At 70.1% G+C, this 12967-nt stretch carries 12 protein-coding genes; 6 read left to right on the top strand and 6 right to left on the bottom strand.

The window, feature by feature from the left end; genetic code table 11:
- The first annotated feature begins 30 nt into the window (after nucleotides 1-30).
- The 3 genes from paaI to paaK are packed head-to-tail and all read left to right on the top strand — an operon-like array spanning nucleotide 31 to nucleotide 2393.
- Nucleotides 31-435 (top strand): hydroxyphenylacetyl-CoA thioesterase PaaI, encoded by a 405-nt coding sequence (paaI, locus tag AB0J80_RS31465; protein WP_364712341.1) that lies wholly within the window; start codon nucleotides 31-33, stop codon nucleotides 433-435.
- The gene (locus AB0J80_RS31460; RefSeq protein ID WP_364712194.1) at nucleotides 432-1064 is read left to right on the top strand and encodes a TetR/AcrR family transcriptional regulator; all 633 of its coding nucleotides are present in this window, start codon (nucleotides 432-434) and stop codon (nucleotides 1062-1064) included. The genes paaI and AB0J80_RS31460 overlap by 4 nt, the downstream gene beginning before the upstream one ends.
- A gap of 21 nt (nucleotides 1065-1085) precedes the next feature.
- Nucleotides 1086-2393 carry a phenylacetate--CoA ligase PaaK gene (gene paaK, locus AB0J80_RS31455; RefSeq protein WP_364712192.1) on the top strand — a complete coding sequence of 436 codons (1308 nt, stop codon included), beginning with the start codon at nucleotides 1086-1088 and terminating at the stop codon, nucleotides 2391-2393.
- A 2-nt stretch (nucleotides 2394-2395) separates the two neighbouring features.
- On the opposite strand, the gene AB0J80_RS31450 is transcribed toward paaK, so the two are convergent.
- Nucleotides 2396-3391: a LacI family DNA-binding transcriptional regulator gene (locus AB0J80_RS31450; protein ID WP_364712189.1), complete on the bottom strand. Its 996-nt coding sequence runs from the start codon at nucleotides 3389-3391 to the stop codon at nucleotides 2396-2398.
- A gap of 98 nt (nucleotides 3392-3489) precedes the next feature.
- Between AB0J80_RS31450 and AB0J80_RS31445 the strand changes: the two genes are divergently transcribed.
- On the top strand, nucleotides 3490-4659 hold the full coding sequence (locus tag AB0J80_RS31445) for a Gfo/Idh/MocA family oxidoreductase (RefSeq protein WP_364712187.1): 1170 nt from the start codon (nucleotides 3490-3492) through the stop codon (nucleotides 4657-4659).
- Nucleotides 4660-4711: 52 nt separating this feature from the next.
- Nucleotides 4712-5728 carry a sugar phosphate isomerase/epimerase gene (locus tag AB0J80_RS31440; RefSeq protein ID WP_364712184.1) on the top strand — a complete coding sequence of 339 codons (1017 nt, stop codon included), beginning with the start codon at nucleotides 4712-4714 and terminating at the stop codon, nucleotides 5726-5728.
- 351 nt (nucleotides 5729-6079) lie between these two features.
- Here the strand turns inward: AB0J80_RS31440 and AB0J80_RS31435 are convergent, their stop codons facing one another.
- Nucleotides 6080-6670 carry a DinB family protein gene (locus tag AB0J80_RS31435; protein ID WP_364712181.1) on the bottom strand — a complete coding sequence of 197 codons (591 nt, stop codon included), beginning with the start codon at nucleotides 6668-6670 and terminating at the stop codon, nucleotides 6080-6082.
- 112 nt (nucleotides 6671-6782) lie between these two features.
- Between AB0J80_RS31435 and AB0J80_RS31430 the strand changes: the two genes are divergently transcribed.
- Nucleotides 6783-8912: a prolyl oligopeptidase family serine peptidase gene (locus tag AB0J80_RS31430; RefSeq protein ID WP_364712178.1), complete on the top strand. Its 2130-nt coding sequence runs from the start codon at nucleotides 6783-6785 to the stop codon at nucleotides 8910-8912.
- A gap of 65 nt (nucleotides 8913-8977) precedes the next feature.
- On the opposite strand, the gene AB0J80_RS31425 is transcribed toward AB0J80_RS31430, so the two are convergent.
- The 4 genes from AB0J80_RS31425 to AB0J80_RS31410 all read right to left on the bottom strand — a co-directional run bounded on the left by AB0J80_RS31425 (nucleotide 8978) and on the right by AB0J80_RS31410 (nucleotide 12967).
- Nucleotides 8978-10102 carry a hypothetical protein gene (locus AB0J80_RS31425; RefSeq protein ID WP_364712176.1) on the bottom strand — a complete coding sequence of 375 codons (1125 nt, stop codon included), beginning with the start codon at nucleotides 10100-10102 and terminating at the stop codon, nucleotides 8978-8980.
- Between the two features lie 179 nt (nucleotides 10103-10281).
- Entirely contained in the window at nucleotides 10282-11142 is an 861-nt protein-coding gene (locus AB0J80_RS31420) for a sugar phosphate isomerase/epimerase (protein ID WP_364712173.1), read from the bottom strand.
- Entirely contained in the window at nucleotides 11139-12155 is a 1017-nt protein-coding gene (locus AB0J80_RS31415) for a Gfo/Idh/MocA family oxidoreductase (protein WP_364712170.1), read from the bottom strand. The genes AB0J80_RS31420 and AB0J80_RS31415 overlap by 4 nt, the downstream gene beginning before the upstream one ends.
- On the bottom strand, nucleotides 12152-12967 hold the full coding sequence (locus AB0J80_RS31410; RefSeq protein ID WP_364712168.1) for an ATP-binding cassette domain-containing protein: 816 nt from the start codon (nucleotides 12965-12967) through the stop codon (nucleotides 12152-12154). The genes AB0J80_RS31415 and AB0J80_RS31410 overlap by 4 nt, the downstream gene beginning before the upstream one ends.

Below are 12967 nucleotides of genomic sequence, written 5' to 3'. Positions count from 1 at the left end.
TATCAAGGCCCGGGCCAAGATCGGAGTGTGATGGCACAGACGGCGGCGCATGAGATGTTTGCTCGGGACTCGGCCTCCCGGGAGCTCGGGATGGAGCTGGTTTCCGCAGGTGACGGGGCTGCCGTCGTACGGATGATCATCACGGCCTCGATGATCAACGGACACGGGATGACCCACGGGGGTTTCATCTTCGCGCTGGCCGACACAGCCTTCGCGTGTGCGTGCAACAGCCATGGACCGGTCACCGTGGCGGCCGGCGCCGACGTCACCTTCCTGCGGCCGACCGCCGAGGGTGACCGGCTGGAGGCGCGGGCACAGGAGCGGGCCACCAGCGGCCGCAGCGGGATCTATGACGTCACGGTGACCCGGGACGGCGACGTGATCGCCGAGTTCCGCGGGCGCAGCCGCATGATCAGCCCCGGGCGGCCCGCATGAGCAGGGAGGAGTCCTTCGGCCTGCTGATCGAGCAGGCCGTCCGGGCCCGCCGCGGCCGGCCGGGCCACGACCTGGACGCGGTGCTGACGGCCGCCGTGCAGCTGTTCAACGAGCGCGGCTACGACGCCACCAGCATGGACGACCTGGCCAAGCGCCTCAAGATCACGAAGTCGAGCATCTACCACCACGTCCGCAGCAAGCAGGAGCTGCTGCGGCTCGCGGTCAACCACGCCCTCGACGGCCTCGACGAGGCCATGGCGCAGGTTCAGGACATGACCGAGGCCAGCGCCGTGGAGCGCCTACGGACGCTGATCGAGTCGAGCGTCATGGTGCTGGCCGAGCGCCTGCCCTACGTGACGCTGCTGCTGCGCGTGCGCGGCAACACCACGGTGGAGACCGAGGCCCTGTTCCGCCGCCGGCACTTCGACCAGCAGGTGACCGCCCTGGTCCGGCAGGCGCAGTCCGAGGGGGCGATCCGCGCCGACGTGGATCCGCCGACCGCCGCGCGCCTGGTGTTCGGCATGGTCAACTCACTCATCGAGTGGTACAGCCCGGAGCGCGGCGGCGCCCACGAGCTGGCCGTCACCGTCACCGCGCTGGCCTTCGACGGCCTGCGCACGAGGCAGTGAGGTCCCGTTAGGAGAACAGCGATGCAGGACCGCTCCCCCAGTCCCGACGACCTCGAACCCGTCGAACGCGCCTCCATCGACGAGCTCCGCGCCCTGCAACTGCAGCGACTGCAGTGGTCGGTGCGGCACGCGTATGAGAACGTCCCGCAGTACCGGAAGATGTTCGACGAGCGCGGAGTGCACCCCGACGACCTGCGGGAGCTGGCCGACCTGGCGAAGTTCCCGTTCACCGACAAGGCCGTCCTGCGGGCCAACTACCCCTACGACATGTTCGCTGTGCCGCGCGAGCGCATCGCCCGGCTGCACGCGTCGTCCGGCACGACCGGCCGGCCGACGGTAGTCGGCTACACCCGCGACGACATCCGGACCTGGGCGAGGCTGATGGCCCGCTCCATCCGGGCGTCCGGCGGCCGGCCGGGCGACCGCGTGCACGTCGCGTACGGATATGGGCTGTTCACCGGCGGCCTCGGCGCCCACTACGGTGCGGAGGAGCTGGGCTGCACGGTGATCCCCGTGTCGGGCGGCATGACCGAGCGGCAGGTCATGCTGATCAACGACTTCAAGCCGGACATCATCATGGTCACGCCCAGCTACATGCTCGCCATCGTGGACGAGATGCACCGCCAGGGCATCGACCCGCGCGGCACATCGCTCGCGGTCGGCATCTTCGGTGCCGAGCCGTGGACCCAGGATCTGCGCACGGAGATCGAAGAGAAACTGGACATCCACGCGCTCGACATCTACGGCCTGTCCGAGGTGATGGGTCCGGGCGTGGCCACCGAGTGCGTGGAGACGAAGGACGGCCTGCACGTCTGGGAGGACCACTTCTACCCGGAGATCATCGATCCGACGACCGGCGAGGTCCTGCCGGACGGCGAGGTCGGAGAGCTGGTGTTCACGTCGCTGACCAAGGAGGCGATGCCCGTCGTCCGCTACCGCACCCGGGACCTGACCCGGCTGCTGCCCGGCACGGCCCGACCGATGCGCCGGATCGAGAAGATCACCGGCCGCACCGACGACATGATCATCCTGCGCGGCGTCAACCTGTTCCCCACCCAGATCGAAGAGCTCATCTTGCGTACGCCCGAGCTCGCGCCGCACTTCCAATGCGTGTTGAGCCGCACCGGCCGCCTCGACGCCCTGACGGTGAGGGTGGAGCGGCGTCACGAGGCACGGCAGGAGGCGGCCGAAGCGGCGGGACGCGAGCTCGCCACGCTGGTGAAGAACACGATCGGTGTCAGCGTGGGCGTCGAGGTGCTCGAGCCGGACGGGGTGGAACGTTCCATGGGCAAGATGCGGCGGATAGTGGACGAGCGCCCGAAGGACTGACGTCAGGGCGGCGGCGCGGTGCTGCCCCGGATCACCAGGTGCGGGTTGAGGACCGTTTCCACCCGTTCCCGCCTGCCCTCGTCGAGCCGCTGGACCGCGGCGCTCACCGCGAACTTCGCCTGCGCCGGGGCGTCCTGGTTGATCGTCGTCAGGTCGATGTGCGCGAGGCGGGCCAGGGTGCTGTCGTCGTACCCGACGATCGACACCTGATGGGGAACCTCCAAGCCGGCGCGGAGGAAAGCATCCATGAGACCGACGGCGAGGCGGTCGTTGCTGGCCACGACCGCCGTCGGGCGGTCGTCGGCGACGGCCAGGAGCCGCCCGGCGCGGATGCCGCCCTCCTCCGTGTGGTCGCCCGGGATGATCCTGATCTCGTCCTGCAGCCCGGCCCGGCGCATGGCGTCGCGATAGCCGCGACGGCGTGCGGCAGCCACCGCACCGCGCCCGCCGTCGACGAAGGCGATGCGCCGATGTCCGAGACCAATCAGATGCGCGAGTGACTCCGCGACGCCGAGATGATCCGCCGAGCGCACCACGTCGACGTCGCGGTCCGCCACCCGGCGGCCGATGGTGACCACCGGCACCTGACCGGCCAGCGCGCCGAGCCGCTTGTCGGTGAAGTCGGGCCCCAGGAGCAGAACCGCCTCGCACCGGAAGTCCAGCAGCGTCTCCACCGCCCGCTCCTCGTCGCGATGGCGGGTCAACGTGGACAGCACCACCTCATAGCCCACCCGGTCGGCCTCGGCCTGGATCTCCTCGACCAGCTCGGCGTGGAACGGATTGCGGATGTCGAGCATCACACCGAGCAGGTGGCGCCGCCGCCGGGCCAGCATGCTCGCGGTGCGGTCGGCGCGATAGCCCAGCTCAGCGGCCGCTTCGAGCACCCGGCGACGGGTTTCCGCACTCGGTCCCGGCGCCCCGCGCAGCACCAGGGACACCGACGCCGTGGAGACGCCGACACGCGCGGCGACGTCGTCCAGCCGCGGTCGTTGATCCACTGGCACCACCCCTTGACAGACATCGAGATCGACTTGGATAGTACTGGCAATTAAAGCGCTTTAAAAGGCGCCCGGGCTCCCTCCCCGGAGGTCCTCGCATGACTGATCCGTCCATCGGCGTGGCCGTGATCGGCGCCGGCATGGTCGGCCGCGCCCACGCCAACGCCTACCGCAACGCCGCCACCGTCTTCGACACCGGCCTGCCACCCGTGCGCCTGGTCGCCATCGCCGACGTCCATCAGCCCTTCGCCGTCGACGCCGCCCGCCGATACGGCTATGAACGCGCCGAGACCGACTGGCGAGCCGTGGTCGACGCGCCCGACGTCCAGGCGGTCAGTGTCGCCGTCGCCAACGAGCTCCACCGTGAGATCACCGAGGCGGCCCTCGCCGCCGGCAAGCATGTGCTCTGCGAGAAACCGCTCGCACCGAGCATCAGCGACGCGCAGGCCATGGTGGACGCGGCCGCAGCCACCGACCGCGTCAACGCCGTCGGCTTCACCTTCCGCCGCTCCCCCGCCATCAACGCCATCCGCGACGAGGTGGCCAGCGGACGACTCGGACGCGTGCGCCACATCGTCGGCAACTACTGGACCGACTATGGTTTCGACCCGCAACGCCCGATGAGCTGGCGCTACCAGGGCGGCCCCGGGTCCGGTGTGCTCGCCGACATCGGCAGTCACCTGGTGGACCTCGCCGAGTTCTTCTGCGGCCCCACCACGGGCGTGCAGGGCACGTCTATGACCACCCTCATCACCTCGCGGCCCAAACCCCTCGGCGTCGCGGTGGGGCACGCCGGCGGGGTCCAGCTCAGCGACGAGCGGGTCCCGGTCGGCAACGAGGACATCTGTACGTTCACAGCCGCCTACGACGGTGGAACCCTCGGCACGTTCTCGCTGTCCCGGGTGGCCTATGGGCACGCCAACACGCTGCGGCTCGACCTGTTCTGCGAGAACGGCACCGCCTCGTTCGACATGACGCGCCCCGCCGAGTTCAGCATCGTCGACGGCACGCCCGGCGAGGCCGTCAACGGGGCCCGGCAGGTGTTCATCGGCCCCTGGCACCCGTACGTCGCCCGCGGCCTGCCCATGGACTTCCCGACCGTCGGGCACGGGCAGAACGACTTCTTCGTCTACCAGGCCCGCGCGTTCCTGGGCCAGATCATCGGCGAGAACAAGCTGCCACCGTGCCCCGACATGGCCCACGGCCTGCACAACCTGCGCGTGCTCGACGCCGTGGTCGCCGCCACCGACAAGCCCGTCCACCTGTGACCGGCCGTTCACCGGCCCCGTCCCGCTCCGGATCGCCCCGGGAGGCCCACTCATGAAGCTCGGCGCATACACCGCCTGCCTGCACGACCGTCCCCTCGACGAAACCCTCAAGATCCTCGGCGAACTGGGCCTCACCAGCGCGGAGATCAACGCCGGCGGGTTCGTCCCCGCGCCGCACCTGCCCATCGACGACCTGCTCGCCAGCGCCGGCGCCCGTGAGGACTACCTCGGCCGGTTCGCTCAGGCCGGCATCGCCCTGACCGGCCTCAACGTCAACGGCAACCCCCTCAACCCGGATCCGCAGGTGGGCCCAAGGCACGCCAACGACCTCCACCGCGCCATCGACGTGGCCGCCGCCCTCGGCGTGAAGCGAGTCGTGACGATGTCCGGACTGCCCCACGGCAGCCCCGGAGACACGACGGCCAACTGGGTGGTCAACCCCTGGGACAGTCAGTACCTCGACATCCTCGACTACCAGTGGAACGACGTCGCCATCCCGTTCTGGCGCGACATCAACGCCCGCGCGGCCGCCGCCGACGTCAAGATCTGCATCGAGATGCATCCGCACAACCTCGTCTTCAACCCCCCGACCCTCCAACGCCTCGTCGAACAGACCAACGCCACCCACGTCGGCGCCGAGATGGACCCCAGCCACCTCTTCTGGCAAGGCATGGACCCGGTCGCCTGCGTGGAACACCTCGGCGACCTCGTCTTCCACGCGGCCGCCAAGGACACCCGCATCAACCCCGCCAACGCGCGGGTCTACGGGGTCCTCGACGACCGCTTCACCCGTACGCCCGCAGACCGCAACCCCGTCAACCTCGGCGGCCGCAACACCCTCAACCAATGGCCGGCCAACCCGTCCTGGGAGTTCGTGGCGGTCGGCCGCGGACACGGCGTGGAGGAGTTCTGGGTGCCGTTCCTACGGGCCCTGCACGCTGTCGACCCGGAGATCGCGGTGAACATCGAGCACGAGGACCAGGCATTCGACCAGATCGAAGGCTTGCGCCTGGCGGCCGAGAACCTCCTCACCGCGGCGCGCACGGCCGGCCTGGGAGGTGACAACTGAGCCGGACCCCGCACACCGCTCCGGTTCGCGGGCGGGCCCGGCCCATCGGGGACGCGCGATGAGGCTGCCCAACGCGGTCACTCGGCCAACCAGCCCGGGTCACCGCGGGTCCTCGGGCGGGCCGGCCAGCGGGTCAGCGCGGGTCAGCGGGCGAACCAGCCGTCCCCGGTCAGCGCGGGTCCTCGGGCGGGCCAGCCAGCGCGAGTCACCGCGCTACCGAAACCACCGCGACCACGCGACAAACCGCTTACCGCCGTCACCGGGCGCGGCCAGCCACCACGGCCTCGTGGCCAGGGCGGAACACCCGGCCACGGGCGACGCCAGCTACCCGCCGACCACGGAACCAGGAGGTCATTCGAACCGGTCGGCGAGCTTGGTCAGCTTGGCGACGTACGCCGGCCAGTCGACATCGTCGGGGACGTTGGTGTTCTCCCGTCGCAACCCGATCGCGTTGTCGTGCTGTTCGCGCATGATGTCGGCGTGGCCGGCGTGACGGGCCACGTCGCACGTCACGTGGATGATGATCCTCTGCAGTGTCACGTCCTGCGCGCCGGGTCGCCACCATGGCACTCGTCCCGGCGCGTCGAGGGGCAGCTGTTCGATCGTCTGGTCTGCGAAGGTCGCGACGCGGCGGTACAGGTCGATCAGCCCGTCCTTGGTCTCGTCCTCTCGCGCGTACCAGTCGGCCTGCGGGTCCTCCTCGTACGCCTCCTGCGGCACCAGTTCCTCGGACGACGGGAACTCACGTCCGAAGGTGGTTCCGAAGTAGCCGGCTTCGATGTTGAGGCAGTGCTTGAGTGCTCCCAGCAGATTGTTGCCGGTCGGCGTACGGGGCAGTCGCGCCTCGCGTTCGCTCAGACCGTCGAGCTTCCAGATGAGGTCATCCCGGGTTGCCTGCAGGTAGTGGTGCAGTGCGGCCTTCGGGTCGCCAAGGTCAGCCATGCCCGCAAGTCTTCCCCATCCGGCCGGCTCGTACGGCGAGGTGTCGTCGGCAAGATCCACCGTGTGAGCTCGCGGGGCACATCGGGGCACGCGGCGGTGATAGAAAGGCTTGGTGATCGTCGATGCCGGCTCGGACGAGCGACCCACCGACCCCTTCCTCGACCTCGACGGCTACGTCCGTCTGCCCCGGCTGGGCGGACTGTGGTTATCGCCGGACGGCCGCCGGCTCGTCGTCGGGGTGTCCACGCCGGACCGGGAGAACAGCCGATACAGCACCGCCTTGTGGGAGGTCGACCCGGACGGGAAGCGGCCGGCTCGGCGCCTCACCCGCAGTGACAAGGGCGAGGCGGCAGCTGCTTTCACGCCCTCCGGCGATGTGCTGTTCACGTCGTCCCGGCAAGGGCCGGGCGCCTCGGACGACGCCGACGCGCGGCCTGCGCTGTGGCTGCTACCGGCCGGAGGCGGCGACGCCCGGGTCATTGCGAAGCCGGCGGGGGGCGTGCACGGCGTGCTCGTCAGCGCGTCCGGCACGGTGGTGGCCGGTTCCGCGATGATGCCGTCGGCCGGCGACGCGGAGTCCGACGGGGATGTCCGTAAGCAGCGGAAGGAGGCCGGGGTCTCGGCGATCCTCCACGAGGAGTATCCGGTTCGGTTCTGGGACCACGACCTCGGGCCGGACCGGCCCCGGCTGCTGGCCGCCGAGCTCACCGACGCCGTCGCCCTCGGGGACGGCGAGCTGGAGCTGCGGGACCTGACCGGGCATGCCGGACGGGCGCTGAGTCATGACGGCGCCTGGGACATCGCCGCCGACGGACGGACGGTCGTGGCCACCTGGACCGTGGCGGAACGCGCCGGGTCGCAGCGCGACACGATCGTGGCGATCGATGTGGCTTCCGGCGAGCGGCGCGTGCTTGCCGACGACGTCGAGCACGACTACGGGTCACCGGAGATCTCCCCGGACGGCAGCCGGGTGGCGGTCGTCGTCCGCCGGCGCTCGACGCCGGAGGACCCGGGTGATGCCTGGCTGGCCTTGGTGCCGCTCGCCGGTGGGCCCGTGCAGGCGTTGACCGCCGAGTGGGATCGGCTGCCTTACCGGGCCAGATGGACCCCGGACGGTGCCGCGCTGATCGTGACGGCCGACGACAACGGCCGGGCGCCGCTGTGGCGGGTGGACGCGGGCACCGGCGATGTCACCAGGCTGACCGCGGACGACGGCGCCTACACCGACGTGCGGGTCTCGCCGGACGGGCAGTGGGCTTACGCGCTACGCAGCACCGTCGACAGTCCCCCGGCGCCGGTCCGGGTGCGCCTCCACCCCATCGGCCACGCCACCGCGACACCGCTTCTCGCCGACGGGAACGCCAACAAGAGTGCCGACGAGAACGCCGAGGGCACTCTCGAGCCCCTGCGCGGTCCAGCCGAGGCGATCCGCGTACCAGGCAGGCTCGAGGAAGTGACCGCGACCGCCGCCGACGGCACCGCCCTTCGCGCCTGGCTCGCGTTGCCGCACAGCGCCGACGCCGACGCACCCGCGCCCCTGCTGCTGTGGATCCACGGAGGCCCGGTGGCCTCCTGGAACGCCTGGTCCTGGCGCTGGAACCCCTGGATCGCCGTCGCCCACGGGTACGCGGTGCTGCTCCCCGACCCCGCCCTCTCCACCGGCTACGGTCACGACTTCCTCCGCCGCGGCTGGGGAGCGTGGGGTGACGCCCCCTACACCGACCTGATGGCGATCACGGACGCCGCCATCACACGTTCCGATGTCGACGGCGAGCGGACCGCTGCGATGGGTGGTTCGTTCGGCGGGTACATGGCCAACTGGATCGCCGGGCGCACCGATCGGTTCGCTGCGATCGTCACGCATGCGTCGTTGTGGGCGCTGGACCAGATGATGGCCACCACCGACGCGCCCTTCTTCTGGGCGCGGGAGATGACGCGGGAGCGGCTCGAGTCGTATTCGCCGCATCGGGCCGCCGATGCCGTCAGCACGCCGATGCTCGTGATCCACGGCGACAAGGACTATCGGGTGCCGATCGGTGAGGCGCTGCGGCTCTGGTGGGACCTGCTGTCACGGTCGAAGGAGGAGGACGGGTCGAGCCGTCACAAGTTCCTGTACTTCCCCGACGAGAATCATTGGATCCTCAAACCCGGAAACGCCAGAATCTGGTACGCGACGGTGCTCGCTTTCCTGGCACACCATGTGCGGGGCGAGCAGTGGCACCGGCCGGAGTTGCTCGGCTGACCGTGGGAACCGTCCGGCGGGAGCGGCAGCCTGAAGTTGCCCACCCCGCCGGGCGGTGAACTCTTTCAGGGCGTGGCGATCGGGGTGAAGTCCAGTTTCACCTGCTCGTCGGAGCAGGCACTCGCCGCCGCCTCGTTCCTGGCGTCGCCGCTGTACTGCACGATCCATCCGATGGTCGTGTCGCTGCTGACGCGAACCGTGGTGTTGGTCGTGTGGTACGAGCCGTTGGCGTTCACGGGCTGGGCCGGCTGCACATAGATCGGCGATCCGGTGCAGGTCGCGTTGCCGTACAGCGCGAACGTGACGGTGCCGCCGGCCGGGCCGACGAGGCCCGCGATGGTGGCGGTGTCGTTGGGGAGCACGTCCGGAACGGTGGTGAGCCGGGGTTTCGCCTTCTTGACCACGGCCTGTTCACCGGGGTCGTTGCAGGCGCCGGACACCGCTTCGTTGCGCCAGTCCCCGCTGTACGTCGCGATCCAGCGGTACGTGCCCACCGCGCCGGGCGTGAACGCCGGCGACGGGTACGCCCCGTTGCCGTTGACGGCGACGGAGTAGCCGGCCGCCGGGGTGCCCGAGCAGGTGGCGTCGTCGGGGCCGTACACCCGGAAGGTGATGGTGCCGGTCGGGGTGTTGCCGGCGGTGAGCTGCGCCGTGTCGGTGACGGACCCGCCGATGGTGATCTCAGGGTTGGACACCGTGGTGCTGATCTTCGGCTTGGCCTTGGGGACGTAGCAGAAGGAGATGTGGCTGAGGTCCGGGAACTTGTTGTTGGCGGGGTTGAGGGGCGCGTGCAGGAGGTCGTCGGCGGCCGTGCCTGCGGGGCGGTAGTCGTAGAAGTTGGTGTTGGGTCCGCCCTTGACCGCTACGGCGACCACGACGGCGCCGGTGGCGGCGAAGTCGAACACCTCGTTACCCGTCTGGTTGCCGGGGTGGTCCGGTACGTCGGCAGCGAGGGGGTGCACGGTCAACGCGACGGTCAGCGTGCCGTCGGTGTAATTGCCGGAGGCGGGATCTTCGATCTTGAACTCGCGAGCGCCGCTGACGAGGTCGGCGCAGCTGTTGTTGCCCGGTACGACGACGCCGTCGGCATAGGCGGCCGGGGCCGAGGTGACGCTGAGCAGAGCGGCGAGGAGCAGGGCCGTGCCTGTGCCGGCGACCCACGACCGGCGGGAGTGAGTACGGACGTTCATGGGAACTCCCGATGACCTGCGAGGTTAGGCTTCACTCCCAGCCTGTCATCACACTCATGGTCATCAATCAGATGATCGGTGGAGCCACGGTCGGCCGGAGGAGTCCGGCGCCGGGCGCGGGAGAGAGCCGGGCGGCATCGTTGACGCCCGGGCTCCCGGCTCCTCAGCGGAAGCACTCCTCAGCGGAAGTACTTCTCCACGTACTGCTGGACCTGCGTCAGGTTGTGACGGCAGCTGTCCTCCGCCCGCTCCTCCCACGCGAAGACGCACACCGTGGCGATCCCGTCGAACGAGACCTCGTGCAACGTACGGAAGAACAGGTCCCAGTCGACCTCCCCCTGCCCGATGTCGAGGTGCTGGTGCACCCGCGCCGCCGACCCCGGTGGGTTGACGATGTAGCGCAGGCCCGACGACCCGCGGTGGTCGAAGGAGTCCGCGATGTGCACCTGGGTCAGCAGCGGCCCCGCGTGGCGCATCACGGCCGCCAGGTCGCCGCCCTGGTGGAAGGTGTGCGGGGCGCAGTAGAGGAACGACACCAGGTCCGAGTTGATGCCGCGGACCAGGTTGACGCCCTCGATGCCGTCCTCGACGAAGTCGTCCGGGTGGGGTTCGAGGACGAGCCGCACCCCTTCCCGTTCGAAGATGGGCAGGAGCTCCTCGAGGGAGCGCCAGAACTGGGCCTCGCTGGCGGGCGCCGCCTCGGGCCGGCCGTTGAACTCGGAGTTCATCACGGTGACGCCGAGGTCGACCGTGACCTGGATGGCGCGTTTCCAGTAGCGGACGGCCGCCTGGCGTTCGTCCTCGTCGGGGCCGGACCACTTGTAGAGCGGCAGCACCGACGCGACCTCGACCTCCGCCTCGGCCAGCGAGCGCTTGAACGCCGCCACGGTCGCGTCGTCGACCCGTGGGTGGAGGAAGAACGGCAGGAAGTCGTCCCGGGGTGACAGCTCGATGTGGTGGTAGCCCAGCTCGGCGACGCGGCGGGGCAGCTCCAGCAGCGGGACCTTGCGGAGCATGTACGGGTCCAGCGCGATCTTCATCGGGTCACCTCGTAGAGGGCGGGGCGGTCCATGAGCGCCACCTCGACCCGGGTGCCGTCGCGCAGGGCCGCCACGCCCGCGTCGGACACCACCGCGGCCGCGTAGCCGTCCCAGGCGCTGGGTCCGACCGGGCTGCCGCCGCCGGCGATGGAGTCGATCCACTCCTGGATCTCGATGTCGTAGGCCCGGATGAACCGTTCCCGCCAGTCCGCGGGTACCGGCGTGGTGAGCTGCTGGGCGGCTCGGACGGCGACCGGGCTCAGCTCGCCGAGGGCCGCGGTGCCGTCCTCGCCCACCACCTCGCCGCGGATGTCGTAGCCGTAGCGGATGTTCACCGAGAGCTCCACGTCGACGATCGCGCCGCCCGCCGTCTCCAGGATCAACAGCAGCGGGTCCTGCAGGTCGCCGCCGTTGCGGCTCTTGCGGGGTACGAGCACCCGGGCCGCCGCGATCTCCTCGCCGAACATCCAGCGCACCATGTCGATCTCGTGGACGGCGGTGTCGGTGATCGCCATGTCCGCCGCGTAGTGCGGGGGCACCGACGCGTTGCGGTGGGCGCAGTGCATCATCAGCGGCGTCCCGATCCGGCCGCTGTCGACCACCGCCTTCAGCGCGCGGTACGCCTCGTCGTACCGTCGCATGTAGCCGACCTGGACCAGCCGCCTGCCGGCGGCGGCTTCGGCCTCGACGATGCGCCGGCAGGCCTCCTCGGTGGTGGCCAGCGGCTTCTCGCAGAAGACCTGCTTGCCGGCGGCGATCGAGGCGAGGACGTACTGCTCGTGGGTGGGTCCCCACGAGCAGACGACGACCGCTTCGACGCCCGGGTCGGCGATGAGGTCCTCGCCGCTGCCGTGCACCACAGCGCCGGGCAGCCCCTCGGCCACCCTCTTGGCGGTGTCCACGTCCACGTCCGTGACGGCGGTGACCTCCACGCCGGCCAGCACCGTGGTCATCCTCCGGATGTGGTCCTGCCCGATCATGCCTGTGCCGACGACTCCTACCTTCAGCATCATCGCCCCAGTTCGTGGGAGAGCTCGGCCAGCTCGTCGCCGCCGGCCATCTGCGCGGTCAGCTCGTCGAGCGAGACCTCCTTGCGGGTCTTGTCGAGCACGGTGCCGCCGAGCTTGAGGATGACGAAGTGGTCGCCGACCAGGTACGCGTGGTGCGGGTTGTGGGTGATGAAGACGACGCCCAGCCCGGCGTCGCGGGCGGCGGCGACGTACTTGAGGACCACGCCGGACTGCTTGACGCCCAGCGCGGCGGTCGGCTCGTCGAGGATGAGGACGCGGGCGCCGAAGTAGACGGCGCGGGCGATGGCGACGCACTGCCGCTGGCCGCCGGAGAGGGTGCCGATGGGCTGGTTGATGTTCTTGACGACGATGCCCATCTTGCGCAGTTCCTCGTCGGCGATCCGCTTCATGTCCTTGATCTTCAGGCCGGACAGCGGGACCCGGCTCGCGGTGAGCTCGGAGCCGAGGAAGAAGTTGCGCCAGACCTCCATGAGCGGCACCACCGCCAGGTCCTGGTACACGGTCGCGATGCCGTGGTCCAGGGCCTCGCGGGGGGACGAGAAGGTCAGCTCCTTGCCGTCGACCTTGAGCGTGCCCTCGTTGTGCGGGTGCAGCCCGGACATGATCTTGATCAGGGTGGACTTGCCGGCGCCGTTGTCGCCGAGCACGCAGGTGACCTCGCCGGCGTTGACGCGCAGGCCGATGTCGCGCAGGGCGCGGATGGCGCCGTAGGACTTGCCGACGCCGGCCATCTCGATGAGCGGCTCGCCCTTCTGCAGCCGGCTGTCGGCGTGGGTCGCGAGGGTGTCGGTCAT

It is taken from the genome of Actinoplanes sp. NPDC049548 (assembly GCF_040676695.1).
In the GTDB taxonomy this organism is placed as follows: domain Bacteria; phylum Actinomycetota; class Actinomycetes; order Mycobacteriales; family Micromonosporaceae; genus Actinoplanes.
Note: the sequence above shows the minus strand (reverse complement) of the source record. Positions and strands in the feature narration are given on the sequence as shown.

Excerpts from the sequence above, each read along its gene's own strand:
- AB0J80_RS31420 (WP_364712173.1), bottom strand. The coding sequence starts at position 11,142 with ATGAAGATCGCGCTGGACCCGTACATGCTCCGCAAGGTCCCGCTGCTG.
- AB0J80_RS31410 (WP_364712168.1), bottom strand. The coding sequence starts at position 12,967 with ATGACCGACACCCTCGCGACCCACGCCGACAGCCGGCTGCAGAAGGGC.
- AB0J80_RS31435 (WP_364712181.1), bottom strand. The coding sequence starts at position 6,670 with ATGGCTGACCTTGGCGACCCGAAGGCCGCACTGCACCACTACCTGCAG.
- AB0J80_RS31440 (WP_364712184.1), top strand. The coding sequence starts at position 4,712 with ATGAAGCTCGGCGCATACACCGCCTGCCTGCACGACCGTCCCCTCGAC.
- AB0J80_RS31425 (WP_364712176.1), bottom strand. The coding sequence starts at position 10,102 with ATGAACGTCCGTACTCACTCCCGCCGGTCGTGGGTCGCCGGCACAGGC.
- AB0J80_RS31415 (WP_364712170.1), bottom strand. The coding sequence starts at position 12,155 with ATGATGCTGAAGGTAGGAGTCGTCGGCACAGGCATGATCGGGCAGGAC.
- paaK (WP_364712192.1), top strand. The coding sequence starts at position 1,086 with ATGCAGGACCGCTCCCCCAGTCCCGACGACCTCGAACCCGTCGAACGC.
- paaI (WP_364712341.1), top strand. The coding sequence starts at position 31 with ATGGCACAGACGGCGGCGCATGAGATGTTTGCTCGGGACTCGGCCTCC.
- AB0J80_RS31445 (WP_364712187.1), top strand. The coding sequence starts at position 3,490 with ATGACTGATCCGTCCATCGGCGTGGCCGTGATCGGCGCCGGCATGGTC.
- AB0J80_RS31460 (WP_364712194.1), top strand. The coding sequence starts at position 432 with ATGAGCAGGGAGGAGTCCTTCGGCCTGCTGATCGAGCAGGCCGTCCGG.